This window comes from Pseudomonas sp. Larv2_ips, from assembly GCF_963879675.1.
In the GTDB taxonomy this organism is placed as follows: Bacteria; Pseudomonadota; Gammaproteobacteria; order Pseudomonadales; family Pseudomonadaceae; genus Aquipseudomonas.
This window is the reverse complement of record NZ_CAWOAW010000031.1, coordinates 1-25,003: the sequence shown is the minus strand read 5'-3', so window position 1 is coordinate 25,003 and position 25,003 is coordinate 1. Positions and strand designations below refer to the sequence as shown.

Annotated in this window: 25 protein-coding genes; 11 read left to right on the top strand and 14 right to left on the bottom strand. The window is 61.6% G+C overall.

The window, feature by feature from the left end; translation table 11 throughout:
- Nucleotides 1–73: 73 nt before the first annotated feature.
- Both AACV02_RS25820 and AACV02_RS25815 read left to right on the top strand, forming a co-directional pair.
- A complete protein-coding gene (locus AACV02_RS25820) occupies nt 74–1,351 on the top strand; it encodes an acetyl-CoA C-acetyltransferase (RefSeq protein WP_119737754.1) in 1,278 nt (425 codons plus the stop codon).
- A 135-nt stretch (nt 1,352–1,486) separates the two neighbouring features.
- Complete coding sequence (locus AACV02_RS25815) at nt 1,487–2,383, top strand: PA4780 family RIO1-like protein kinase (protein ID WP_106577732.1); 897 nt, start codon at nt 1,487–1,489, stop codon at nt 2,381–2,383.
- A 154-nt stretch (nt 2,384–2,537) separates the two neighbouring features.
- On the opposite strand, the gene cueR is transcribed toward AACV02_RS25815, so the two are convergent.
- From cueR to AACV02_RS25800, 3 genes are all read right to left on the bottom strand, one after another.
- Entirely contained in the window at nt 2,538–2,939 is a 402-nt protein-coding gene (cueR, locus tag AACV02_RS25810) for a Cu(I)-responsive transcriptional regulator (protein WP_106577733.1), read from the bottom strand.
- Entirely contained in the window at nt 2,936–5,137 is a 2,202-nt protein-coding gene (locus AACV02_RS25805; protein WP_119737752.1) for a heavy metal translocating P-type ATPase, read from the bottom strand. Before AACV02_RS25805 ends, cueR begins: the two co-directional genes overlap by 4 nt.
- Nucleotides 5,138–5,288: 151 nt before the next feature.
- Nucleotides 5,289–5,669 carry a hypothetical protein gene (locus AACV02_RS25800; RefSeq protein WP_106577735.1) on the bottom strand — a complete coding sequence of 127 codons (381 nt, stop codon included), beginning with the start codon at nt 5,667–5,669 and terminating at the stop codon, nt 5,289–5,291.
- Between the two features lie 147 nt (nt 5,670–5,816).
- Between AACV02_RS25800 and AACV02_RS25795 the strand changes: the two genes are divergently transcribed.
- Nucleotides 5,817–6,014, top strand: coding sequence for a heavy-metal-associated domain-containing protein (locus AACV02_RS25795; protein ID WP_106577736.1), 198 nt, complete (start codon nt 5,817–5,819; stop codon nt 6,012–6,014).
- Nucleotides 6,015–6,101: 87 nt separating this feature from the next.
- Nucleotides 6,102–7,295 carry a multidrug effflux MFS transporter gene (locus tag AACV02_RS25790; RefSeq protein ID WP_119737750.1) on the top strand — a complete coding sequence of 398 codons (1,194 nt, stop codon included), beginning with the start codon at nt 6,102–6,104 and terminating at the stop codon, nt 7,293–7,295.
- A gap of 8 nt (nt 7,296–7,303) precedes the next feature.
- Here AACV02_RS25790 and AACV02_RS25785 read toward each other — a convergent pair whose 3' ends face one another.
- The 3 genes from AACV02_RS25785 to AACV02_RS25775 all read right to left on the bottom strand — a co-directional run bounded on the left by AACV02_RS25785 (nt 7,304) and on the right by AACV02_RS25775 (nt 8,962).
- Nucleotides 7,304–7,486 (bottom strand): hypothetical protein, encoded by a 183-nt coding sequence (locus AACV02_RS25785; protein WP_106577738.1) that lies wholly within the window; start codon nt 7,484–7,486, stop codon nt 7,304–7,306.
- Between the two features lie 144 nt (nt 7,487–7,630).
- Nucleotides 7,631–8,644 (bottom strand): zinc-binding alcohol dehydrogenase family protein, encoded by a 1,014-nt coding sequence (locus tag AACV02_RS25780; RefSeq protein WP_119737748.1) that lies wholly within the window; start codon nt 8,642–8,644, stop codon nt 7,631–7,633.
- 24 nt (nt 8,645–8,668) lie between these two features.
- Entirely contained in the window at nt 8,669–8,962 is a 294-nt protein-coding gene (locus tag AACV02_RS25775; RefSeq protein WP_119737745.1) for a putative quinol monooxygenase, read from the bottom strand.
- Between the two features lie 118 nt (nt 8,963–9,080).
- On the opposite strand from AACV02_RS25775, the gene AACV02_RS25770 reads away from it, so the two are divergent.
- The 3 genes from AACV02_RS25770 to AACV02_RS25760 all read left to right on the top strand — a co-directional run bounded on the left by AACV02_RS25770 (nt 9,081) and on the right by AACV02_RS25760 (nt 12,310).
- On the top strand, nt 9,081–10,010 hold the full coding sequence (locus AACV02_RS25770; RefSeq protein WP_119737743.1) for a LysR family transcriptional regulator: 930 nt from the start codon (nt 9,081–9,083) through the stop codon (nt 10,008–10,010).
- Between the two features lie 134 nt (nt 10,011–10,144).
- Complete coding sequence (locus AACV02_RS25765) at nt 10,145–10,882, top strand: ArsR/SmtB family transcription factor (RefSeq protein ID WP_119737741.1); 738 nt, start codon at nt 10,145–10,147, stop codon at nt 10,880–10,882.
- Nucleotides 10,883–10,939: 57 nt separating this feature from the next.
- Nucleotides 10,940–12,310, top strand: coding sequence for an MFS transporter (locus tag AACV02_RS25760; protein WP_119737739.1), 1,371 nt, complete (start codon nt 10,940–10,942; stop codon nt 12,308–12,310).
- Nucleotides 12,311–12,446: 136 nt separating this feature from the next.
- Here AACV02_RS25760 and AACV02_RS25755 read toward each other — a convergent pair whose 3' ends face one another.
- Nucleotides 12,447–13,400, bottom strand: a complete 954-nt coding sequence (locus AACV02_RS25755) for an adenosine deaminase (protein WP_119737737.1) — start codon at nt 13,398–13,400, stop codon at nt 12,447–12,449.
- A 194-nt stretch (nt 13,401–13,594) separates the two neighbouring features.
- Here AACV02_RS25755 and AACV02_RS25750 point away from each other — a divergent pair, with 194 nt between their 5' ends.
- Nucleotides 13,595–14,686, top strand: a complete 1,092-nt coding sequence (locus tag AACV02_RS25750; protein WP_119737735.1) for a calcium:proton antiporter — start codon at nt 13,595–13,597, stop codon at nt 14,684–14,686.
- 135 nt (nt 14,687–14,821) lie between these two features.
- On the opposite strand, the gene AACV02_RS25745 is transcribed toward AACV02_RS25750, so the two are convergent.
- The 3 genes from AACV02_RS25745 to AACV02_RS25735 all read right to left on the bottom strand — a co-directional run bounded on the left by AACV02_RS25745 (nt 14,822) and on the right by AACV02_RS25735 (nt 17,523).
- Entirely contained in the window at nt 14,822–16,180 is a 1,359-nt protein-coding gene (locus tag AACV02_RS25745) for an 8-oxoguanine deaminase (protein ID WP_106577746.1), read from the bottom strand.
- A gap of 280 nt (nt 16,181–16,460) precedes the next feature.
- Entirely contained in the window at nt 16,461–17,147 is a 687-nt protein-coding gene (locus tag AACV02_RS25740) for an SDR family oxidoreductase (protein WP_106577747.1), read from the bottom strand.
- 25 nt (nt 17,148–17,172) lie between these two features.
- Nucleotides 17,173–17,523: a MerR family transcriptional regulator gene (locus tag AACV02_RS25735; RefSeq protein WP_106577748.1), complete on the bottom strand. Its 351-nt coding sequence runs from the start codon at nt 17,521–17,523 to the stop codon at nt 17,173–17,175.
- Between the two features lie 82 nt (nt 17,524–17,605).
- Here AACV02_RS25735 and AACV02_RS25730 point away from each other — a divergent pair, with 82 nt between their 5' ends.
- Nucleotides 17,606–18,022, top strand: a complete 417-nt coding sequence (locus AACV02_RS25730) for a hypothetical protein (RefSeq protein ID WP_119737731.1) — start codon at nt 17,606–17,608, stop codon at nt 18,020–18,022.
- Nucleotides 18,023–18,088: 66 nt separating this feature from the next.
- Here AACV02_RS25730 and AACV02_RS25725 read toward each other — a convergent pair whose 3' ends face one another.
- The 4 genes from AACV02_RS25725 to AACV02_RS25710 form a co-directional block, all read right to left on the bottom strand.
- Nucleotides 18,089–18,670, bottom strand: coding sequence for an IMPACT family protein (locus AACV02_RS25725; protein WP_119737729.1), 582 nt, complete (start codon nt 18,668–18,670; stop codon nt 18,089–18,091).
- 12 nt (nt 18,671–18,682) lie between these two features.
- A complete protein-coding gene (locus AACV02_RS25720; RefSeq protein WP_106577751.1) occupies nt 18,683–19,342 on the bottom strand; it encodes a TetR/AcrR family transcriptional regulator in 660 nt (219 codons plus the stop codon).
- A gap of 87 nt (nt 19,343–19,429) precedes the next feature.
- Nucleotides 19,430–20,824: a uracil-xanthine permease family protein gene (locus AACV02_RS25715; protein ID WP_119737727.1), complete on the bottom strand. Its 1,395-nt coding sequence runs from the start codon at nt 20,822–20,824 to the stop codon at nt 19,430–19,432.
- 87 nt (nt 20,825–20,911) lie between these two features.
- Entirely contained in the window at nt 20,912–21,832 is a 921-nt protein-coding gene (locus tag AACV02_RS25710) for a LysR family transcriptional regulator (RefSeq protein WP_119737725.1), read from the bottom strand.
- 125 nt (nt 21,833–21,957) lie between these two features.
- Here AACV02_RS25710 and AACV02_RS25705 point away from each other — a divergent pair, with 125 nt between their 5' ends.
- Nucleotides 21,958–23,307: an aspartate aminotransferase family protein gene (locus tag AACV02_RS25705; protein ID WP_106577754.1), complete on the top strand. Its 1,350-nt coding sequence runs from the start codon at nt 21,958–21,960 to the stop codon at nt 23,305–23,307.
- A gap of 39 nt (nt 23,308–23,346) precedes the next feature.
- Nucleotides 23,347–24,840, top strand: coding sequence for a CoA-acylating methylmalonate-semialdehyde dehydrogenase (locus tag AACV02_RS25700; RefSeq protein WP_119737723.1), 1,494 nt, complete (start codon nt 23,347–23,349; stop codon nt 24,838–24,840).
- Nucleotides 24,841–25,003: the final 163 nt, after the last annotated feature.

Sequence of the window (25,003 nt, the reverse complement as noted above, 5' to 3'; positions counted from 1 at the left end):
CCCGGTGCGGTAGTCGTTCGATCAGCCTAGGCTAGGCTGGATGATTCCACCCACAACCTTCAGGGAGCTTTCCATGACTCAATTGCGCCGTGTAGCGATCATTGGCGGTAATCGCATCCCCTTCGCCCGATCCAACGGCCCGTATGCCACGGCGAGTAACCAGGCGATGTTGACCGCAGCCCTGGAAGGCCTGATCGAACGCTACAACCTGCACGGCCTGCGCATTGGCGAGGTGGCCGCGGGTGCGGTGCTCAAGCATTCCCGCGACTTCAACCTCACGCGCGAATGCGTGCTGGGTTCGCGCCTCTCGCCGCAAACCCCGGCCTACGATATTCAACAGGCCTGCGGCACCGGGCTTGAAGCGGCGTTGCTGGTGGCCAACAAGATCGCCGTGGGGCAGATAGAGTGCGGGATTGCCGGTGGCGTCGACACCACGTCCGACGCGCCGATCGGTGTCAATGAAGGCCTGCGCAAGATCCTGCTGCAGGCCAACCGCAGCAAGTCCATGGCGGACAAATTAAAAGTCTTGTTACAACTTCGTCCCCATCACCTCAAACCGGAACTGCCGCGCAACGGCGAACCGCGCACGGGGCTGTCCATGGGTCAACACTGCGAGTTGATGGCGCAGACCTGGCAGATTCCTCGCGCCGAACAAGACCAGTTGGCGCTTGAAAGCCATCAGAAAATGGCCGCGTCCTACGCCGAAGGCTGGCACAACGATTTGCTCACGCCCTTTCTCGGCCTGACCCGCGACAACAACCTGCGCCCGGACCTGACCCTGGAAAAACTCGCCAGCCTCAAACCGGTGTTCGAGCGCAGCGAGAAGGGCACGCTCACGGCCGGCAATTCCACGCCGCTGACCGATGGCGCCTCGTTGGTGTTGCTGGGCAGTGAAGCCTGGGCCAAGGAGCGCGGTTTGCCGATCCTGGCGTACCTGCGCGATGGCGAAGCGGCGGCCGTGGATTTCGTCAACGGCGCCGAAGGCCTGCTGATGGCGCCAGTGTACGCCGTGCCCCGTTTGCTGGCTCGCAATGGCCTGACGCTGCAGGACTTTGATTACTACGAGATTCACGAGGCGTTCGCTGCCCAAGTGTTGTGCACGCTCAAAGCCTGGGAAGACCCTGAATACTGCAAAACCCGTCTTGGGCTGGACGCGCCGCTGGGCGCCATCGACCGCAGCCGGCTCAACGTCAAGGGCAGTTCATTGGCTGCCGGGCATCCGTTTGCGGCCACCGGCGGGCGCATTGTCGCCAACCTGGCCAAGCTGCTGGACGCGGCGGGCAAGGGCCGTGGGCTGATTTCGATCTGCGCCGCGGGCGGGCAGGGCGTGACGGCGATTATCGAGCGCTGAGTTGCGCAGAAAAATTGGCATATTGGATGCATTCTTGAGTGCCAAAGGTCGCTAGCCTCTCCCCGAGGCGAGCCGATTGCCGTATAACGAGTGCCATACGCGTGTTTGGTAATAAAGGACCCACAATAAAAGCTGATGAAGACTCCTAAACGCATTGAACCCCTGATCGAAGACGGTCTGGTCGACGAAGTGCTGCGCCCACTCATGAGTGGTAAAGAAGCAGCTGTTTATGTGGTGCGCTGCGGCAACGAATTGCGTTGCGCCAAGGTTTACAAGGAGGCGAACAAACGAAGTTTTCGTCAGGCGTCCGAATACCAGGAAGGCCGTAAGGTCCGTAACAGCCGCCAGGCCCGGGCCATGGCCAAAGGCTCCAAGTTCGGCAAGAAAGAAACCGAAGATGCCTGGCAGAACGCCGAAGTGGCGGCGCTGTTCCGCCTCGCCGGTGCGGGTGTTCGCGTGCCCAAGCCGTACGACTTCCTTGAAGGCGTGCTGTTGATGGAACTGGTGGCCGACGAGTACGGCGATGCGGCGCCACGTCTGAATGACGTGACGCTGGAGCCGGACCAGGCGCGCGAATACCACGCCTTCCTGATTTCCCAGATCGTGCTGATGCTGTGTACCGGTCTGGTGCACGGTGACTTGTCCGAGTTCAACGTGCTGCTCACGCCGACCGGCCCGGTGATCATCGACCTGCCTCAGGCGGTGGATGCGGCGGGCAACAACCACGCGTTCAACATGCTGGAGCGGGATGTGGGCAACATGGCTTCCTACTTCGGGCGCTTTGCCCCGGAGTTGAAGAAGACCAAGTACGCCAAGGAAATGTGGGCGTTGTACGAAGCCGGCACCTTGCACCCGGCCAGCGCGTTAACCGGCGAGTTCGACGAGCCGGAAGAGTTGGCGGACGTGGGCGGTGTTATTCGCGAGATTGAAGCGGCGCGGTTGGACGAAGAGCGCAAGCAAGCGATTCGCGCGGCGGATGATGCGCCACCGACCAAGACCGCGGAAGAACCGCCGCCGCCCTGGATGCAGTGACCTAACAGCGGGCCTTCGGCCTGGGGAAGAGCTGATGTGGGAGCGGGCTTGCTCGCGAATGCGATGGCTCAGTCAAATGATGTATGACTGACACTACGCATTCGCGAGCAAGCCCGCTCCCACATGTAGTTCTGAGGTGTCTGATCAGCATTGATCAGGCGCAACAGCTGCCAGACGCCAACTCCTTGAGAATCGGGCAATCGGGCCGATGATCGCCCTGGCAGTGCTCCACCAGGTCCTGCAATGTGTCGCGCAGTTGCCCCAGCTCCAGAATCTTCTGGTTCAGTGCCTCGATGTGCTCGCGCGCCAAGGCTTTTACATCGGCGCTGGCGCGCTGGCGGTCTTGCCACAAGGTCAGCAGCTTGCCGACTTCCTCCAGCGAAAATCCCAGATCCCGCGAGCGTTTGATAAACGCCAGTGTGTGCAAGTCGTCGCTGCCGTACACGCGGTAACCGCTGTCGGTGCGGTGGGCGGCTTTAAGCAGGCCGATGGATTCGTAGTAACGAATCATCTTTGCGCTCAGCCCGCTCTGACGGGCGGCTTGGCCGATGTTCATGGGCGTTGATCCTCCAAATCCTTGGGCTTCCAGGTTTTCAACAGTAACGCATTGCTCACCACACTGACGCTGGACAGGGCCATGGCCGCGCCCGCCAGCACCGGGTTGAGCAAGCCGAATGCCGCCAGTGGGATGCCGATCAAGTTATACACAAAGGCCCAGAACAGGTTCTGGCGGATTTTTGCGTAGGTCTTGCGGCTGATCTCCAGCGCGGCCGGCACCAGGCGCGGGTCGCCGCGCATCAAGGTGATGCCCGCCGCGTGCATCGCCACGTCGGTGCCGCCCCCCATGGCGATGCCGATATCGGCAGCTGCCAGGGCCGGAGCGTCGTTGATGCCGTCGCCGACCATCGCCACTGCGCCGGTCTTTTTCAGCTGCGCGACGATGGCGGCTTTGTCGGCCGGAAGTACTTCGGCGTGTACATCGTCGATGCCCAGTGCCTCGGCCACCACACGGGCGCTGCCGCGGTTGTCGCCGGTGAGCAAGTGGCTGCTGATGCGCCGGGCCCTGAGTTGTTCCACGGCCTCCAGTGCGCCGGGCTTGAGCGTATCGCCAAAGGCGAACAGGCCCAGCACGCGCGGTTGCGCGCCTCGTTCGATCAACCAGGACAACGTGCGCCCTTGGGCTTCCCACGCGCTGGCGGACGCCGCGAGGTCACCCGCGCTCAAGCCGTTTTCTTCCAGCAGCCGGCGATTGCCCAACGCCAGTTGTCGGCCGTCGAGGGTGCCCGCAATACCGCGCCCGCTCAGCGCTTGGCTGGCAGTCACATCTGGCACGTTCAAGCCTTGGGCGTTGCAGGCATCCAGCACGGCTTTGGCCAGCGGGTGCTCGCTGCCGCGCTGCAGTGCGCCGGCGCGTTGCAGCAGCAGCGACTCATCGCCATCCACCGCTGCCAAGTGCGCAATTTTCGGCGCGCCGGAGGTGAGGGTGCCGGTCTTGTCGAAGACCACGGCGCTGACTGCATGGGCGCGTTCCAGGGCTTCGGCGTCTTTGATCAGGATGCCATGGCGCGCAGCGACGCCGGTGCCGGCCATGATCGCGGTGGGCGTGGCCAGGCCCAACGCACACGGGCACGCAATCACCAGCACCGCCACGGCATTGATGATCGCGGTTTCCAGCGGCGCGCCGTAGAGCCACCAGCCCACCAGGGTGATCAGCGCCAGTACCAGCACGGCGGGCACAAACACCTGGCTGACCTTATCCACCAGTTTCTGGATCGGTGCCTTCGCCGCCTGGGCGTCTTCCACCAGACGAATGATGCGTGCCAGCACGCTTTCGGCGCCCAGCGCCTGGGTACGCACCAGCAACCGACCTTCGCCGTTGATGGCGCCGCCGGTGACCTTATCGCCGGGCTGTTTCGGCACCGGCAGGCTCTCGCCGCTGATCAAGGCCTCGTCGGCATGGCTTTGGCCTTCCATCACTTCACCGTCCACCGGGAAGCGCTCGCCGGGTTTGACCAGCACCCGGTCGCCGAGCTTCAACGCGCTGATGGCGACGTCTTCTTCGCGGCCGTCCAGCACTCGAATTGCCCGCTCCGGGCGCAAGGCTTCGAGGGCGCGGATGGCGCTGGCGGTCTGGCGCTTGGCGCGGCTTTCCAGGTATTTACCGAGCAGCACCAGCGCGATCACCACAGCCGAGGCTTCAAAGTACAGGTGTGGCATGTTGCCAGCGGGCGTGGTGAGCCATTCATAAATGCTCAGGCCATAACCGGCGCTGGTGCCAATGGCCACCAGCAGGTCCATATTGCCGGCGCCAGCGCGCACGGCTTTCCATGCGGCGCTGTAGAAGCGCGCACCCAAGATGAATTGCACCGGCGTAGCCAGGGCGAACTGCACCCAGGCGGGCAGCATCCAGTGCAGGCCGAAGGGCTGCACCAGCATCGGCAGCACCAGCGGCAGGGCCAGCACGATCGCCAACAGCAGCGACCAACGCTCGCGATGCAGGCGTTGGGCTTGATTGGCGTCGGTGGCGGTTTCGCTTTGCGCCAGGGTGGCGGTGTAGCCAGCCTTGTCGACGGCGGCGATCAGTACGCCGGGGTCCATTTGGCCCAGCACTTGGACGTGGGCGCGTTCGTTGGCCAGGTTGACGCTGACACGTTGCACTCCCGGCACCTTGCCCAGCGCGCGCTCGACACGGCCGGCACAGCTGGCACAGGTCATGCCGCTGATGGGCAGCTCAAACGTGGTCGATCCATTCATGGGGCAGTCCTCCAGAAGACGATGCCCCTAGGATCAACCTTGACCTGTGGGGAAGGTCAAGGGGCTATTTGCCTCAGGCGGTTGGCTGCCCGGCGATGACGACCGTGAATCAGGCGCGCACACAAGGACCCGAGGCCGGCAAGGCAGGTGTTCAGTATTCGAGGGCGGCGGGTTTCAGGTACATGCCGTCCGGGCCTTGGGCAATACGCAACTTGCGCACATCACCGGCCTTCAGCGTGATGTTCTGCGCGGGCGGCGCGAGCATGCCCGGCAAGCAGCCAGGGGCTTGGCCCGGCAGCAGTTTCAAGCGCAGTGACACGTTGCCCGCCGGCAAGTTGAACGACGTGGCCTGTTCCTGGAACAGGCGCCCGGCCAACTGGTCCTGGATATACAGGCCGATCTCGCAGCTGGTCGGCACTTCCAGACGCTCGCGGGAGATGATCAGCACCGCATAGTCTTCATCGGCGAAGGCCATGGGCGCAGCGGCAGACAAGCTCAACAGGCCGATAAGGGCCAAAAACGACCAGCGCATGGCGAATGCTCCGTGGTTCAAATCCAAGAGGGATGAAGCTTGGCCGAGGCGGCGGCTGAATACCAGCCCGGCGGATGTTTTTGAAACTTGACCTTGCCATCGTGGCAAGGTCGAGACTGGCGCCCACCTCATCAAAGGAGTCATGTCATGCAAGTATTCAACGTGGAAGGAATGACCTGCGGCCATTGCGTGCGGGCGGTGACCCAGGCGGTGCAGAGCAAGGATCCTGCGGCGAGCGTCAACGTCAACCTGGCGGCGAAGGAAGTCGGTGTTGAAAGTCGCTTGTCTGCCGAGCAGGTTATCGAGCTGATCACCGAAGAAGGCTACAGCGCCAAGCTCGCGTGAGTTTTCTGATAGTTAGCGAGCTAACGTAATGTTCATGGCACCCAAGCGCGGCTAGACTGTCGGGCTGCCGACTCACTTGGGTGTCTGATGAACCTCCGCATAATCCTGATCCTGGGCGCCTTGAGCGCCTTCGCGCCGTTGGCGATCGACTTTTACTTGCCGGGCTTTCCGGCAATGGCCACGGCGTTCGCCACCGACGAAAAACATATCCAGCTGACGTTGGCGGTGTATTTCGGCGGTCTGGCCATCGGCCAATTGATCTACGGGCCGCTGGCCGATCGCTTTGGCCGGCGCGTGCCGCTGCTCAGTGGCGTAACGCTGTTTACCGTCGCCTCCTTTGCCTGCGCGTATGCGCCGTCCCTGGACTGGCTGATCGGCGCGCGCTTCGTGCAAGCCCTCGGCGGGTGTGCGGGCATGGTGATTTCCCGTGCGGTGGTCAGCGACAAATGTGATGCCGTGGGCTCAGCCAAGGTTTATTCGCAACTGATGCTGGTCACCGGCCTGGCGCCGATCCTCGCACCGTTGGCGGGTGGCGTGATGGTCGGGTTGTGGGGCTGGCAGTCGATTTTCCTGGCGCTGTCGATATTCAGCGTGATGGCAGCCATCGCCGTGGCAGTCGGCTTGCCGGAAACCTTCCCGGCCCATCAGCCGCGCCAGCCACTGTCCGGTTCGCTGCGCCGCTACGGCGCGCTGTTGTCGGACCGCGTGTACCTGGGCTACGCCCTGACCGGCGGCATCTCGATTGCCGGGATGTTTGCCTACATTGCCGGCTCACCCTTTGTGTTCATCAAGCTCTACGGCGTGCCTGCCGAGCATTACGGTTGGCTGTTCGGTTCCAACGCGGCCGGCTTTATCCTGGTGGCGCAGCTCAATGCGCGGTTGCTGGCCAAGCGTGGCCCGGCGTTTCTGTTGTCGCGCACGGTGTGGGTGTATGTGGCGGCGGCGCTGTCGCTGTCGGGCATTGCCGCCTTGCGCACCGACGCGTTGTGGCCGCTTCTGGTGCCGCTGTTTATTTGCATCGCCAGCCTAGGCTGCATTTTGCCCAATACCTCGGCCTGCGCCATGAGCGGGCAGGGCGCACGGGCCGGCAGCGCCTCGGCGCTGCTGGGCTGCATTCAGTTTGGTGTGGCGGCGGGCGCGGCGTCGCTGGTCGGCGTGTTGCACGACGGCACGGCGATGCCGATGGCGATGGTCATCAGCTTGTGCGGTGTACTGGCCGTAACGATTGCAATGTCGACCCAGCGCCTGCAACGGGCAAGGGCCGTGCAAGCGCAGGTCTGAAGTGTGGATCAGCCAGCGGCGGAGCGTTGCTGGCTGAGGGGAATGCGGTGCGGCGCCTGGATGCGCGCTTGCAGGGTGTCGGCGAAGGCACGGGCCTCGGCCTCAGTGCGGAAGGTGAACGCGTCGCCGTCGAGGCTGACCTGCCATTTGTTGCCTGGGGATTTTGCTAACGCTCTTATCAGGATCTTCATTGCTGACTTCCTCACGTAAAAGAATCGTGGCAAAGGCGGCCAATATAAACCCGAATGCGCTCACAAATATGACAAAGGTCAACTCTCTGACTAGCGGTGTCGTCCATTACTCAGAGGAATAAAGGACGACACTGACAGACCGTTTTAAAACCCTTCCAACACGATCTTGCCCTTGGCCTTACCGCTTTCGAGCAGCGCGTGCGCGCGGCGCAGGTTCTCGGCATTGATCACACCAAAGTGCTCGCCCACCGTGGTTTTCAAGGTGCCGGCGTCGATCAGTTGAGCCACGCGGTTGAGCAGGTTGTGCTGTTCGATCATGTCCGGCGTCTCGAACATCGAGCGCGTGTACATGAACTCCCAGTGCAGCGACAGGCTCTTGCGCTTGAGCTTGCTCACATCCAGCGACTTCGGATCGTCGATCAACGCCAGCTTGCCTTGTGGCTCCAGGGCTTCCACCAACTGGTCGAGGTGATGATCGGTCTGGGTCAGGCTGGCGACGTGGGTCACCTGTGGGTGGCCGGCGTTTTTCAGCGCTTCGCTCAGCGGTTGGCTGTGATCGATCACCAGGTCGGCGCCAAGCGCCTTGGCCCATTCCTGGGTTTGCGGACGCGAGGCGGTGCCGATGACTTTCAGTGCAGTGAGCTGGCTGGCCAGCTGGGTCAGAATCGAACCCACACCCCCGGCGGCGCCGACGATCAGCAGGCTCTGGCCTTCATCTTCCTTGCCTTCACGCACTTGCAGGCGTTCGAACAGCAACTCCCAGGCCGTGATGGCGGTCAGCGGCAGCGCGGCGGCGTCGGCAAACCCCAGGCTATTGGGCATATGACCGACGATGCGCTCATCCACGGTGTGCAGTTCGCTGTTGCCGCCCGGGCGTACCAGCGAGCCGGCGTAGAACACCTTGTCTCCGGCTTTGAACAGGGTCACTTCACTGCCAACGGCCTTCACCACACCCGCCACGTCCCAGCCCAGCACCTTGGCGGCACCGTTTTCCGGGGCGACGTTCTGGCGCACCTTGGTGTCCACCGGGTTGACCGAGATGGCTTTGACTTCCACCAGCAGGTCGCGCGGGCCGGCGACTGGCTCCGGCAGCTCGATGTCTTGCAGGGAGTTTGGATCGGTGATGGGCAGTGCAGCGTAGTAGGCAATGGCTTTCATGGGGACTCCGGAAAAGGGCAGTGATCAGGCAAGAAATTTCAGGCGCTTGAGTTCGAAGTGTTCGATCACATCAGCGGCCTTGGCGCGGAAGTTCTGGATGTGTGCGCTCTGGTCGTGGTCGGCCAGCGCTGCGTCATCGCTCCAGCGTTCGAGCATGTAGAAGGTCTCGGGATGTTGCAGGTCCTGGTGCAGGTCGTATTGCTCGCAACCGGCTTCCAGGCGGGTCGGTTCCAGCAGACCGCGCAGCAGGGTCTCCAGGGTTGCCCCTTGGCCGGGTTTGGCGATCAGCGTGGCGATGACGTTAAAGGCAGTGGACATATTCAACTCCTGGCACGTGGTGAACGGGATGGGCAGATGATTGGCTATTTCCCGTGAAGATAAAACCCGCTAAAACAGCAGTCTGTTTCAATAAAATTTTGATAATCGGCGGTAATGCATGCTGCGTTTTGATGATTTGCAGTTGTTTGTACGCGCGGCAGACCTGGGCAGTCTGTCGGCTGCCGCGCGGGTCATGGACCTGTCGCCCGCCGTGGCCAGCGCGGCGCTCAAGCGCATCGAAGAGCAATTGGGCACGCGGTTGCTGGCGCGCTCTACCCGCAGCCTGCGGTTGACCGCCGAAGGTGAAGGCTTTCTGGAATATGCCCGCGCAGCCTTGAGTTCGCTGGACGAAGGGCGGCGCTTGTTGGCCAGCGGCCAGGACCATGTCAGCGGTGTGCTGCAGCTGTCGGCGCCGTCGGATTTCGGGCGCAACCAACTGTTGCCCTGGCTCGATGAATTCCAGCGCGAGTACCCGCAACTCACCGTGCGCCTGCTGTTGGGCGACCGGATCGCCGACCTGTTCCGCCAGCCGGTGGATATCGCCCTGCGTTACGGCGAGCCCGAAGACTCCAGCCTGATCGCGCTGCCCATCGCCCCGGACAACAGGCGTGTGCTGTGTGCCGCGCCCAGCTACCTCGCACGGCATGGCGAGCCGCGGCATCTGGAGCAATTGGCGCAACACAATTGCCTGCTGTACATGCTCGGCAGCCGCGTACACGACCACTGGGGTTTTCACGATGGCAAGCGTGAAGTCAGCCTGACGGTGAGCGGCGACCGCTTCAGTGATGACGCCGATGTGGTGCGGCGCTGGGCAGTGGCGGGTGTCGGTCTCGCCTACAAGTCCTGGCTGGATGTGAGCAGCGACGTGCTGGCCGGGCGTCTGCGCGTGATCCTGCCGGAGCTGCGCGGTGAGCGCACGCCGCTCAACCTGCTGTGCGCGCATCGTGCGCAATTGAGCAAGCCCATCAACCTGTTGCGGGAAATGCTCGTGGCCCGCTGTGCGACATTGACTGCGCAATGGCCGGAGCGATTGAGCACCGCGCAATAGCCTCCATCAAAGCAAGAAATTTCACTCAGATCCTGTCCCTATCCGCGCTGTCAGACGCCGCGGAACGGGCGGTTTGCGCCCCTATACTTCGGTTCCAACCGCAGCAGACAAATGGTTTAACAAGGAGTGAATACATGGAAGAAGCACCCTGCATCAGTCACATTGCCAGCTTGCTCGGCGAGCCCAAGCGCACCGCCATGCTTTGGGCCTTGATGGACGGGTCGGCGAAATCGTCAGAGGAACTGGCGATGCTGGCCGGGCTGTCGTCGGCTTCGGCGATCGCGCATTTGTCGCGCCTGACTGGAAGCGGTTTGCTGCGGGTTGAAGCCCAGCGTGGCAAGCGCGTGTTTCGTGTCGCCGCCGTTGACGTCAGCGTTGCCATCGACGCGTTGGCCAGTACCACCATGGCCAGCGCCGTGCGCAGTGCGCCGCAGCAGGGTGTGCCGCCGGCGCTGGTGGCGCCCGCGTCGTTGCGCCGAGCCCGGTTATGCCATGGCCACCTGGGCGGGGAACTGGGCGCAGGGCTTTACCAGCGCATGTTTCAGGCGGGATGGATCGACCGTCATGAACAACGTACTGAGGTCACCGTCACAGGCGCGCAGCGCCTGGCAGGCCTGGGCATTTTCACCCACGCGTTGGCCTCGCCCCTGGCGTGCGACTGCTTTGACTGGAGTCAGCAGCAACCGCACTTGGGGGGCGCTTTGGGGGCGGGGCTGTTGCAGCTGTTTTTGCAGTCGGGCTGGGTCAGCGTGGTCAACGAGTCCCACGCCCTGCAGTTCTCCGACGTCGGGCTTGGGGAAATCAACCGCCTCGCCGCGCCCCAGGAAGGCAATGGTCGCTCAGAGTTTCAGTCAGGTCGCATCCAGCAATAACCAGGCAAAACGATACCGCACACTCGCTTTGGGGATTTTTCATACAGGGGGTGCGGCATGGGCATGCAAGGCTATAGCGCAGCAGAACGGCTGGAACGGTTGCCCATCAGCGGCTATCACCGAATCATCTTCATCATCATCGCGCTGGCGTTTTTCTTCGACTCCATGGACCTGGCGATGATGACTTTCCTGTTGGGGTCGATCAAAACCGAGTTCGGCCTCAGTACGGCCCAGGCCGGGTTGCTGGCCAGTTCGAGTTTTTTTGGCATGGTGGTCGGTGCATCTTTATCCGGAATGTTGGCGGACCGGTTTGGACGCAAGCCAGTGTTCCAATGGAGCATCGTGCTGTGGGGCGTTGCCAGCTACCTGTGTTCCACGGCGCAGACGGTGGAGACGCTGACGCTGTTTCGCGTGTTGCTGGGGATCGGCATGGGCATGGAGTTCCCGATTGCGCAGTCGATGCTTTCGGAGTTGATTCCTGCCAAGGGGCGCGGGCGCTACATCGCCCTGATGGATGGCTTCTGGCCGTTGGGTTTTGTGGCGGCGGGTGTGCTGTCTTACTTCCTGCTGCCAGTGATTGGTTGGCGTGACATCTTTTTGGTGTTGGCTGTACCGGCGGTGTTTGTGTTGGCGATCCGGTTTTTTATCCCGGAGTCGCCGCGCTGGCTTGAGCAGGCCGGACGGCACGCGGCGGCGGATAAGGTGTTGCAGCGTATCGAGCAAAAAGTGCGCGTTTCGCTGGGGAGCGCCGACTTGCCTGCGCCAATTGCCCTGCCACGGGTTGAGAGCGTGCCGGGGACGTTTTTCTCGGCGTTTGAGCAGCTGTGGTCGCCGCAGTATCGGCAACGCACGATGATGATCTGGAGTGTGTGGTTCTTTGCATTGCTCGGCTTCTACGGGCTCACCTCCTGGTTGAGCGCGTTGTTGCAGCAATCGGGGTTTGCGGTCACTCAGTCGGTGTACTACACGGTGATCATTTCCCTGGGCGGGATTCCCGGCTTTCTGATGGCCGCCTGGCTGGTGGAGCGTTGGGGGCGCAAGCCGGTCTGCGTTGTGACCTTGCTGGGCGGTGGCGTGATGGCGTTTGTGTACGGGCAAAGCGCTGTGTTTGGCGGCAACGTGGGGCTGCTGATTACGTCGGGGCTGTTGATGCAGTTCTTTCTGTTTGGCATGTGGGCGGTGCTGTACACCTACACGCCTGAGCTGTATCCCACGTCGGCGCGGGCAACCGGTTCTGGGTTCGCTTCGGCGATTGGTCGCGTGGGCTCGTTGCTCGGGCCGTTGGTAACGGGGCTGGTGTTTCCGATAACGGGGCAGGGCGGGGTGTTTGCCTTGGGCGCGCTGTGTTTTGCCGTAGCGGCGCTGGTGGTGTGGGTATTTGGGCGGGAGACGAAGGGCAAGACGCTGGAAGAACTGACCGAAGTCTGAGGAACAGCACACCACCACTGTGGGAGCGGGCGTGCTCGCGAAGGCGGTGTTTCAGTCGACACAGGTATTGACTGATACATCGCCTTCGCGAGCAAGCCCGCTCCCACATTGATTTTGTCGTGTCAGCGGTTGTTGCTTAAGGCTTCACGAGCCGCGCATCCAGGCTGTTCTGCGCCAGGCGTTTGGCCTGGTCCTGGGTCATGCCCAGCGAGGTGTACAGCGCGTGGAAGTTCTCGGTGACGTAACCGCCGAAGTACGCCGGGTCATCCGAGTTCACCGTGACTTTCACGCCACGCTCGAGCATGTCGAGGATGTTGTGCTGGGCCATGTCGTCGAACACGCACAGCTTGGTGTTGGACAGCGGGCACACGGTCAGCGGGATCTGCTCGTCGATGATCCGCTGCATCAAGCGCTCGTCTTCGATGGCGCGCACGCCATGGTCGATACGCTGGATTTTCAGCAGGTCGATGGCTTCCCAGATGTACTCGGGCGGGCCTTCTTCGCCGGCGTGGGCCACGGTGAGGAAGCCTTCGTGGCGGGCACGATCGAACACGCGCTGGAACTTGCTCGGCGGGTGACCCATTTCCGAGCTGTCCAGGCCTACAGCCACAAACGCGTCACGGAACGGCAGCGCCTGGTCGAGGGTTTTCTCGGCTTCGGCTTCGCTCAAGTGGCGCAGGAAACTCAAGATCAAACCGCTGGTGATGCCCAGTTGCTGCTCGCCATCTTTGAGCGCAGCGGCGATGCCGTTGAGCACGACTTCGAACGGCACGCCACGGTCGGTGTGGGTTTGCGGGTCGAAGAAGGGTTCGGTGTGGATCACGTTCTGTTCTTTGCAGCGCAGCAGGTAGGCCCAGGTCAGGTCGTAGAAATCCTGGGAGGTGCGCAGCACATCGGCGCCCTGGTAATACAGGTCGAGAAACTCTTGCAGATTGTTGAAGGCGTAAGCCTTGCGCAGGGTTTCGACGTCGTTCCAAGGCAGTGCAATCTTGTTGCGTTCGGCCAGTGCGAACAGCAACTCAGGCTCCAGCGAGCCTTCCAGGTGCAGGTGCAATTCAGCCTTGGGCAGGGCGTTGAGCCAATCGTACATTTTCTAAATTCTCATCAGGTGCAATGGCGGCATTCTACAGGCCATGGCCGAAATAATCGGCAAAACCTGACCAGCAGGAGAGTATTGGTTTTATTCGTGCAAGGGCCACGTGAACTAAGGTGTAACGAAACGTTAGCGGCGTGGTGCAGTCTGTACCCCATCAATGACTGATTTGCTGCATGAAAAGGCCCGGAATGTTCACATCCCTCAAGCAAGAAAAATACATGGTGCTGGCGCTGATTGCCGCCATCGTCGCCTACCCGTTGGAGCACTGGATGCTGCACAGCGGGCAGATGGTGGCGTTGCTCAGCGGCGTGGCGTTGATCGTCTTCATCGTCGTGGCCTCGATGCGTGTTGCCCACCACGCCGAGCAACTGGCGGAAAAGGTCGGTGACCCTTACGGCACCATGATCCTGACCCTCGCCGCGGTGCTGGTGGAAGTGGTGATCCTGGCGATCATGATGAGCAACGAGCCATCGCCCACCTTGGTACGCGACACGATTTATTCGGCAGTGATGCTCGATATCAACGGCATCCTCGGCCTGGCTGCGCTGATGGGCGGCATCAAACATGGCGAACAGTCCTACAACGATGACTCGGCACGCAGCTACAGCGTGATGATCCTCACCGCCATGGGCGTGTCGATGGTGGTGCCGGAATTCATCCCCCAGGCCGACTGGAAAATTTACTCGGCGTTCACCATCGGCGCGATGGTGCTGCTTTACACCCTGTTTTTGCGCATGCAGGTGGGGCCGCACAGTTACTTCTTCAGCTACAGCTACCCGGAAAAACGCCGCAAGAAACAGCCCGAAGAACAGCAGGAACCGCCAATCAGCCTGGCCTTCTCCATTGGCACATTGGTGTTTGGCGTGGTTGTGATCGGCGCACTGGCCGAGGTGATGTCCAAGACCCTCGACCTGGGCCTGGAAGGCACGGGCGCGCCGCCGGTGATCACGGCGATTGTGGTGGCGGCTATTTCGGCGGCGCCGGAAATTCTGACGGCCTTGCGGGCAGCCTTGGCTAACCGCATGCAGTCGGTGGTCAACATCGCACTCGGTGCATCGTTGTCGACGGTGATTTTGACGGTGCCGGTGATGGAGGCCATGGCGCTCTACACCGGCCAGCCGTTCCAGATGGCGATGACGCCGGTGCAAACCGTGATGGTGTTGATCACGCTGGTTGTCAGTGCGATCAACCTCAACGATGGCGAGACGAACGCCATCGAAGGGATGACCCATTTCGTGTTGTTTGCGACGTTTATTATGCTGTCGCTGTTGGGGTTGTAGAAACCGCAGAACTCAATGTGGGAGCTGGGTTTTGTGGGAGCTGGCGTGCCTGCGATGCAGACACCCAGGTTTTTCAGTTGCCCCGAGATGATGCTATCGCAGGCAAGCCAGCTCCCACATTTTGATATGCCTGGCTTAGGTTCCGGCGATCAGCTGTTTCGCCGCCTGTGTGTGATCGGCAATCAAACCTTTCAAATCCAGGCCTTCAACCTGCCCGTCAATCACCCGCCATTTGCCTCCGATCATCACCCGATCCGCCCGGTCGGCGCCGCACAGCAGCAGCGCCGAAATCGGATCGTGACTGCCGGAAAAACGCAGCTCATCAAGCTTGAACAGTGCCAGGTCAGCCTGTTTGCCCACGGCCAGCTCACCGATATCCGTACGCCCCAGTAATTGCGCCGAGCCTTTGGTCGCCCAGCCCAGCACGCCTTCGGGGGTGATCTTTTCCGCGCCGTAACGCAGGCGCTGGATGTACAAGGCCTGGCGGGTTTCGAGGATCATGTTCGAGGCATCGTTGGACGCGGAGCCGTCCACGCCAAGGCCAATCGGCGCACCGGCGGCGAGCAGGTCCAGGGTCGGGCAGATGCCGGAGGCCAGGCGCATGTTCGAGCTTGGGCAATGGCAGATACCGGTACCGGCGGCGCCCAGGCGCGCGATTTCATCCGGGTTGAAGTGAATGCCATGGGCCAGCCAGGTGCGTGGGCCGAGCCAGCCGACGCTGTCGAGATAATCCACGGTGCGCAGACCGAAGCGCTGCAGGCAGAAGTCTTCTTCGTCGAGGGTTTCCGCCAGGTGCGTGTGCAGGCGCACATCGAGGCTGTTGGCCAGTTCGGCGCTGGCTTGCATGATTTGCGGGGTGACCGAAAACGGCGAGCAGGGCGCCAGGGCAATCTGGATCTGCGCGCCGTCGCCGCGCTCATGGTATTCGCGGATCAGGCGTTGGCTGTCGTCGAGGATCACTTGGCCTTGTTGCACGGTTTGCTGCGGCGGCAGGCCGCCGTCGGCTTCGCCTAGGCTCATGGAACCGCGGGTGAGCATGGCGCGCATGCCCAGTTCGCGCACGCTTTGCACTTGCACGTCGATGGCATTTTCCAGGCCGTCAGGGAACAGGTAGTGGTGATCGGCCGCGGTGGTGCAGCCTGAGAGCAGCAATTCCGCCAAGGCGACTTTGGACGCCAGGGCGAGCTTTTCCGGGGTCAGCCGGGCCCACACCGGGTAGAGGGTTTTGAGCCACGGGAACAACGGCTGGTTGACCACCGGTGCCCAGGCGCGGGTCAGGGTCTGGTAGAAGTGATGATGGGTGTTGATCAGCCCCGGCAGGATCACATGTTCGCGCGCGTCAAACACCTGTGCGCAGGGCACCGCAGGCTCTTGTCCCCAGCCCAGCAGTTCGGTGATCACACCGTCTTGCAGCACCAGGCCGCCACGGGCATCGAGGCCATTGGCAGTGAAAATCGCGAGGGGGTTTTTTAACCAGATACGGGTCGCAGGCATTGGCCGGCTCCTCTGAATGATGGGTTCAGGTTTGCCAGCTCAGTGTTGCCCTGTCTGCTGATCCAGGGTCGCCGGTTAAGGCGAGGTCGATAGATTACGTGGAGTTCCGGATCCGGTCCAGCTGTAGGCGCGAGGTGCTCTTGAGTCACCAATGCCGTTCAGTTAAGCAGTCCCCTGTGGGAGCGGGCTGGCCCGCGATAGCGGTGCGCCAGTCAACATTAATGTTGGCTGGGCCGACGTCTTCGCGGGCAAGCCCGCTCCCGCATGTAGAACCGGGGTATTACCAGGCGATGGTGTCGCCTTTGTAGTCCACGAAGTGATGGCCGCCCTTGCCCGTGTAGGCATTTACCTGATCGATCAGGCCGCGCACGCTGGTGTCGACATCAATGAGCGCGTTTTCACCGCCCATATCCGTCTTCACCCAGCCCGGGTGCAGCGACAGCACGGTGAGCTTGTGGTCGCCGAGTTGGGTGATAAAGCTGTTGGTCATGGAGTTGAGTGCAGCCTTGCTGGCCTTGTACAGCGCCAGGTCCGCACCGTCGGGAATGGTCACGCTGCCGAGCACCGAGCTCATGAAGGCCAGCACGCCGCTGTCTTTGCGAATCTGCCCGACAAAACGCTGGGCCAGGTTGATCGGCGCCACGGCGTTGGTGAAGAACAGCTGGCCGACTTCCGCCAGGGTGGCGTGGCCAGGCTCTTGATTGGCGGGGCCTTTGACGCCGGCGTTGACGAACAGCAGGTCAAAGGTGCGGTCCTTGAGGCGCTGGCTCAGAGCGATCACGGCTTGCTGATCGTCTATGTCCAGCTTCTCGACGTGTACCGGGCCTGCGGCTTTGAGCGCATCGGCCTTGTTCGGGTCGCGCACGGTGGCGGTCACATCCCAGCCGTCCTGAAGCAATTGTTTGACCAGGCCAAGGCCCAGCCCGCGCGAGGCGCCGATGATCAGTGCGGTTTTTGGCGTAGACATGAAAGGCATCCTTTGGAATGGAGGTTCACGGATTCAGTGGACAACGTTGCCCGAGCCTTTGCTGCAACTCCTGGCGCAGGTGGCCGAGTTCGCTGATACGGGTTTCGATCAGGTTGAGCTTGTCTTGCAGCAATTGTGTGACAGCGCTGTCGGGGTCGGGCGCCTGCCAGAGGGCGGCGACGCTGCTGCCGATCTCGCCCAGGCTGAAGCCCAGGCGTTGCGCAGTTTTGATGTAGAGCACCAGTTGCACCATGTCCGGCGGGTAGTCGCGGTAACCATTGGCGCTGCGTTGTGCTGCGATCAACCCACGCTGCTCGTAGAAACGCAGTGTGTCGCGGCTGACCTGGCTGGCCTGGGCTAGTTCGCCAATACGCATGGGGCGGGCTCGAAAGGGCTTGACCCTGGAGCATACTCCAGGCTTTAGCCTGCTGGCTTCTTAATTCAAGGAGCTTGCCGATATGTGGACCGCTGCCCAATACCGAACACTGGTGCGCGCCAGCGCCTGGTATGACTTGATCGTGACCGCGGCGTTTGTCACACCGTGGAGCTTTGTGTTGGTGCACAGCGTATTGCAGGGTTTGAACCTGCCGGGGACGTTGCCGGCGTTTGCACCGGCGCATGTACTGATGGCCAATTTGCTCGGCTCGATTGTGTGCGTGTGGGCAGTGCTGCGAATTCGCGACCCGCAGCGCCAGTTTGGCCTCTATGACGCGGCCGGCCGCGCACTGTTCGCGACCTGGCAGCTCTACGCGCTGATGCAGGGCGCGACGGCGGTGCTGTGGGTAACGTTGCTGTTTGAGGGGGCGTGGGGCATCGCGCAAATTGTCCCCGTGAAGACTGATCAAAAAATGACCGGTGCCCGTAAGCCCTTATGACAGAAGGGTTACAGGCGGATGTGCTCAGGTTATCCACAGGCAGGTGCACAGTAGATGTGGGCAGTTTCAGCGCTCCAGCAGGATGCGCCCACGGCTCAGGTCGGCGAGTTGGGTTTGCAGCGTGTCGATAGCCGCCTCGCCCAGTGCCAGCTGCAGCTCCACACCATTGGCGGTAAAGGTTTCGTCCACCACCAGCCCACCCAGTTCGGCGACACGCAGTTTCACCAGGTTCAGCTCCGAAAAGCCGCAGGCGCAGCTCAGTGGCACGCGGCTGATCAGCTCGATGCGCTCGGCATTTTGCAGGCATTTGTTCGCGCCGCCGCCATAGGCACGGGCGAGGCCACCGGTGCCCAGCTGAATGCCGCCGTACCAGCGAATCACCAGCACGGCGACCTGATCAAAGCCTTGGGCTTCGATGGCGGCCAGAATCGGCCGCCCCGCGGTTCCGCCGGGCTCGCCATCGTCGTTGCTGCGGTACTGATCGGCGAGTTTCCAGGCCCAGCAGTTGTGCGTGGCGTTGAGGTCGCTGTGTTGCTCGAAAAACGCTTGGGCGTCTTGCGCGCTGGTGATCGGCGCCGCGAGGGTAATAAAGCGGCTTTTGCGTATTTCTTCACGAAATTCGCAAAGGCCGGTAAGCGTGAAAGGCATAAGTCGCTTCGTTTATAGGGCGGGCTTGATGCCACAGCCTTTGAGAATGATGTGGATCAGGTTGCTGCCGGCGTCTTCCATGTCTTGTTTGGTCAGCTTGGTGCGCCCGGTGACGCGGCAAATCTGGGTGGCAAAGTCGGCGTAGTGCTGGGTGCTGCCCCACAGCAGGAAGATCAGGTGCACGGGGTCGATGGGGTCCATCTTGCCGGCGTCGATCCAGGCCTGGAACACGGCAGCGCGACCGCTGAACCAGGCGCGGTAATCCTGGCTGAAATATTCGGTGAGGCATTCGCCGCCACTGATGATCTCCATGGCGAAGATCCGCGAGGCCTGCGGGTGACGCCGGGAAAACTCCATCTTGGTGCGGATGTAGCGAGTGAGCGCCACGGCCGGGTCGTCCTCGGCGGTCAGCGCGTTGAAGGTGCTGTCCCACAGTTCGAGGATATTGCTGAGCACCGCGATGTACAGGCCGAGCTTGTTGGTGAAGTAGTAATGCAGGTTGGCCTTGGGCAGCCCGGCACTCGAGGCAATGGTGTTCATGCTGGTGCCTTTGTAGCCATGGCGCGCGAACTCGTCTTCAGCAGCCTGCAGAATCGCTTGTTCGTTCTTTTGCCGAATGCGGCTGGCGGGTTTACCGGCGTGGTTGCTGTGGGCAGGAACTTCGAGGCTCATGGAGGTTTCCGTGCTGATCGATAGAGACGACGTGTGCACAGATAACCCACCCTCAAGCCTCAGACAAGTCCCGATGCAATAAAACCGTCAAAGCGGTTCCAGCGTGTCGCTTTCCGGCGCGTGGTTTGCGGCAGCGCAGGTCGTTTTGGTTTCCGGTAACAACAGGCACAACACGATGGCGGTCAGGCCGCCGCTGGTGATGGCTGAGTCGAACAGGTTTTGCACCAGGGACGGCATCAAGTGCAATAGGTCCGGTTGGGCGGCAATGCCCAGGCCGACGCCGAACGAGGTGGCGATGATCAGCATGCTGCGCCGGTCCAGTGGCGCCTGCGCAAGGATGCGCACACCGGCAGCGGCCACGCTGCCGAACATCACCAGGGTGGCGCCGCCCAATACCGGCTTGGCAATTTGCTGCAGCACGGCACCAATCAACGGAAACAAGCCGAGACAGAACAGCAGCACGCCGATGTACAAGCCGACGTAACGGCTGGCGACGCCGGTGAGTTGGATCACGCCATTGTTCTGCGCGAAAGTGGTGTTGGGAAAGGCGCTGAAGGTAGCGGCGATCATGCAACTCACACCATCGCCCAAGACGCCGCCTTTGAGTCGGCTTATATAAGAAGGGCCGCTGATGGGTTGGCGCGCAATCATGCAATTGGCGGTGAGGTCACCGACGGTCTCGATGCTGCTGATCAGATAAATCAGCGCGATGGGCAAAAAAGCGCTCCAGTCGAAGTTGAAACCAAAGCGAAAGGGCATTGGCACGCTGATCAAGGGCAAGTCGGGCAGGGCCTGAGGTACCAGTTTGCCGCTGAACCAGGCGGCCAGGCTGCCGAGGGCCAAGCCGATGATGATCGCCGAAAGGCGAACCCACGGGGTGTTGGAGCGGTTGAGCAAAATGATCGTCAGCACCACGAACACGCCCAACGCCAGGTTCACCGGAGCGCCGAAGTCGGGCGCGTTAAAACCGCCGCCGAGGTCGGTGATGCCCACCTTGATCAGGCTGATGCCGATCAGCGTGATCACAATCCCGGTGACCAGGGGCGTGATCACTCGGCGCAGTTGGCCGATAAAGCGGCTCAACACGATCTGTACCGCCGCGCCGAAAAAGCACACGCCGAAGATCATCGCCATGATGTCTTCCGGGCTGCCACCGCGTTGCTTGACCAGAAAGCCTGCCGACAACACCGCGCCGAGAAACGCAAAGCTGGTGCCTTGCAGGCAGATCATCCCGGCGCCGATGCCAAAGGGTCTGCGTGCCTGAATGAAGGTGCCGACGCCGGAGACCATCAACGCCATGCTGATCAAGTAGGGCAAATGGGCGGTGAGGCCCAGCGTGGAGCCAATAATCAAGGGCGGCGTGATAATGCCGACGAAGGCCGCCAGCACGTGTTGCGCGGCGGCCAGTATCGCCGGGATGGGTTTCGGGCGGTCGTTGAGGCCGTAGATCAGGTCGCTGGGGCTGGAGGTTTCTGGTGGCATGGCGGGCAAACTCAGGGCGGACGGTTCAAGGTCCTTGTGCCTTGCAAAAAGCTGTCCAGTTGCTCAGCTTTTGGCGAAAGGCCCGAGCTAGCGCGTTGCCGCCAGACTCTCGAGAAAGCTTTCCAGCACCAAATGAGGGCGACGGCCCTTGCGCGTGACCGATGCGAGGCTCAAATCGTAAAAACGTGTAGTCGGTTTCAGCGCGCGCAGTCGGCCTTGTTGCACCCACAGGCTGGCGTAGTGGTCAGGCAGGTAACCAATGTAGCGGCCCGTGAGGATCAGGAACGCCATGCCTTCGCGGTCCGAGGCGCTGGCGGTGCAGTTGAGTGCCTGGTAATGCGCCTGGATCTCGGCGGGCAAGCGGAAGGTGGGGGCGATGGCGTCCTGGCTGTCGAGGCGGGCGTCGTCCAGTTGTTTGTTGTCGACATAGAACAGCGGGTGGCCAACCGCGCAATAGAGCAGCGACCGTTCGCTGTAGAGCGGCTGGTATTCCAGGCCCGACAGCGCGCTGGCCTGGGGGACAACGCCGACATGCAGGCGGCCGTCGAGTACGCCTTGCTCGACTTCATTGGGGGCGATCATGCGGATTTGTATCTGCACGTCCGGGCCACGCTCCTTCAACTGTGCCAGCGCGTGAGTGATGCGCATGTGGGGCAGGGTGACGAGGTTGTCGGTGAGGCCGATGATCAGCTCGCCGCGCAAATGCTGGTGCAGGCCGTTGACCTCAGTGCGAAAGCTTTCCAGGGCACTTAATAGCTGCAGGGCCGATTGGTAGACCTCGCGGCCTTCTTCGGTGAGCGAGAAACCGGCACGCCCGCGTTGGCACAGGCGCAATCCCAGGCGCTGTTCGAGGTCGCTCATCTGCTGGCTGATGGCCGAGCGGCCAATGCCGAGCACGGTTTCTGCTGCCGAGAAGCCGCCGCACTCCACCACGCTGCGAAAGATGCGCAACAGGCGGATATCGAAGTCACTGACTTGGGCCAGAGGGTCGGGTCGGCGGCTGCTCATAGTTTAGTGAAGGCCTGACTGAAGGTTAGAAGAGTTGAATTTCACCGACTTTATCCCCGTGGCAATTTAGCTGCAAGAACGCTTTTCAATCCCGACGCTGCCTTTTGCCCTGCGAGGTTTTGCTGATGAACATGCCCGAAAACGCCCCGACGTCCCTGGCCAGCCAATTGAAGTTGGATGCGCACTGGATGCCCTACACCGCCAACCGTAACTTTCAGCGTGACCCGCGCCTGATCGTGGCCGCCGAAGGCAGCTGGTTGACCGATGACAAGGGCCGCAAGGTGTACGACTCGTTGTCGGGCCTGTGGACCTGCGGCGCCGGGCACACCCGCAAGGAAATCCAGGAAGCGGTCGCCAAGCAACTGGGCACCCTGGACTACTCCCCGGGCTTCCAGTACGGCCATCCGCTGTCGTTCCAGCTGGCAGAAAAGATCACCGACCTGACGCCGGGCAATCTGAATCACGTGTTTTTCACGGATTCCGGCTCCGAGTGCGCCGATACCGCGGTGAAGATGGTGCGCGCCTACTGGCGGCTGAAGGGGCAGGCGACCAAGACCAAAATGATTGGCCGCGCCCGTGGCTATCACGGTGTCAACATCGCCGGCACCAGCCTGGGCGGCGTCAACGGTAACCGGAAGCTGTTTGGTCAGGGCTTGATGGATGTGGATCACCTGCCTCACACCTTGCTGGCGAGCAATGCGTTTTCTCGTGGCATGCCGGAGCAGGGCGGTATTGCCTTGGCCGATGAGCTGCTCAAGTTGATCGAACTGCACGACGCGTCGAACATTGCCGCCGTGTTTGTTGAGCCGATGGCCGGCTCCGCTGGCGTGCTGGTGCCGCCACAGGGTTACCTCAAGCGCCTGCGTGAGATCTGCGATCAGCACAACATCCTGTTGGTGTTCGACGAAGTGATCACCGGTTTCGGCCGTACCGGCTCGATGTTCGGCGCCGACAGCTTCGGCGTGACCCCGGACCTGATGTGCATCGCCAAGCAAGTCACCAACGGCGCGATCCCGATGGGCGCGGTGATTGCCAGCAGCGAGATCTATCAGACCTTCATGAACCAGGCGACGCCGGAGTACGCCGTGGAATTCCCCCACGGCTATACCTACTCGGCGCACCCAGTGGCGTGCGCGGCTGGCCTGGCGGCATTGGACTTGCTGCAGAAGGAAAACCTGGTGCAGAGCGTGGCCGAAGTCGCGCCACACTTTGAGAATGCGCTGCACGGTTTGAAGGGCAGCAAGAACGTGATCGACATTCGTAACTACGGCCTGGCCGGCGCGATCCAGATTGCTCCGCGTGACGGTGATGCCATCGTGCGTCCATTCGAGGCCGGCATGGCCTTGTGGAAAGCCGGCTTCTACGTGCGCTTTGGCGGCGACACCCTGCAGTTCGGGCCAACCTTCAACAGCAAGCCGCAGGACCTGGATCGCCTGTTTGACGCGGTCGGCGAAGTGCTGAACAAGATCGACTGATTTCTCCTTCTATATAGAACACCTTTTCAGGAGCCCTGCATGAGCCTTATCCAGCATTTGATCAACGGTGAGTTGGTCAATGACAGCGGCCGGAGTGCCGACGTATATAACCCGTCTACCGGTCAGGTGATTCACCAAGTGCCACTGGCCAGTCGTGAAACCATTCAACAGGCGATCGACTCGGCCAAGGTCGCGTTCCCGGCCTGGCGCAATACCCCGCCGGCCAAACGTGCCCAGGTGATGTTTCGTTTTAAGCAATTGCTGGAGCAGAACGAAGCACGCATCTCTCAGTTGATCAGCGAGGAGCATGGCAAGACGCTGGAGGACGCGGCGGGTGAATTGAAGCGCGGGATCGAGAACGTCGAGTACGCGTGCTCGGCGCCGGAGATTCTCAAGGGCGAGTACAGCCGTAACGTGGGGCCGAACATTGATGCCTGGTCGGATTTCCAGCCGTTGGGCGTGGTGGCTGGTATTACGCCGTTCAACTTCCCGGCGATGGTGCCATTGTGGATGTACCCGCTGGCCATTGTCTGCGGCAACTGTTTCATCCTGAAGCCGTCGGAGCGTGATCCAAGTTCTACGCTGCTGATCGCGCAGTTGCTGCAGGAAGCCGGCCTGCCTAAGGGTGTGTTGAGCGTGGTGCACGGTGACAAGGGCGCGGTGGATGCGCTGATCGAAGCGCCGGAAGTTAAGGCACTGAGCTTTGTGGGCTCGACGCCCATTGCCGAATACATTTACTCCGAAGCGACCAAGCGCGGCAAACGTGTGCAAGCGCTGGGCGGGGCGAAGAACCATGCGGTGCTGATGCCGGATGCAGACCTGGATAATGCCGTGAGTGCCTTGATGGGCGCGGCGTATGGTTCGTGCGGTGAGCGTTGCATGGCGATCTCGGTGGCGGTGTGCGTGGGTGATCAGGTGGCGGATGCGTTGATCGCCAAGCTGGTGCCGCAGGTCAAAGCGCTGAAGATTGGTGCGGGCACGTCCTGCGGCCTGGATATGGGGCCGTTGGTGACGGGCCAGGCGCGCGACAAGGTCAGCGGCTATATAGAAGATGGCGTGTCGGCGGGTGCCAAGCTGGTGGTCGACGGCCGTGGTTTAAGTGTTGCCGGGCATGAGGAAGGTTTCTTCCTGGGCGGCAGCCTGTTTGATCATGTGACCCCTGAGATGCGCATCTATAAAGAAGAGATCTTCGGGCCGGTGCTGTGTGTCGTTCGGGTAGATAGCCTGGAAGCGGCGATGCAGCTGATCAATGATCACGAATACGGTAATGGCACTTGCATCTTTACCCGTGACGGTGAGGCGGCGCGCCTGTTCTGTGACGAGATCGAAGTGGGCATGGTCGGGGTGAACGTCCCGCTGCCGGTGCCAGTGGCTTATCACAGCTTCGGCGGCTGGAAGCGCTCGCTGTTTGGCGACTTGCATGCCTATGGGCCGGATGGGGTGCGTTTCTATACCCGTCGCAAGGCGATCACCCAGCGCTGGCCGCAACGGGCCAGCCATGAAGCGTCGCAGTTTGCCTTTCCTAGCTTGTAAGGTGGGCTGAAAGCCGGCCCCTTGGGGCCGGCTTTCGTGTTTCTGCGGGGTTTTTGACCGATATGACAGAAATGTGAAAAAAGGTGTTGACGGCAGATTCTGGAAGTCTATAATTCGCCCCACTTCCGGCGCAGTCGAAACGGAAAACTCCTTGGTAAACAAA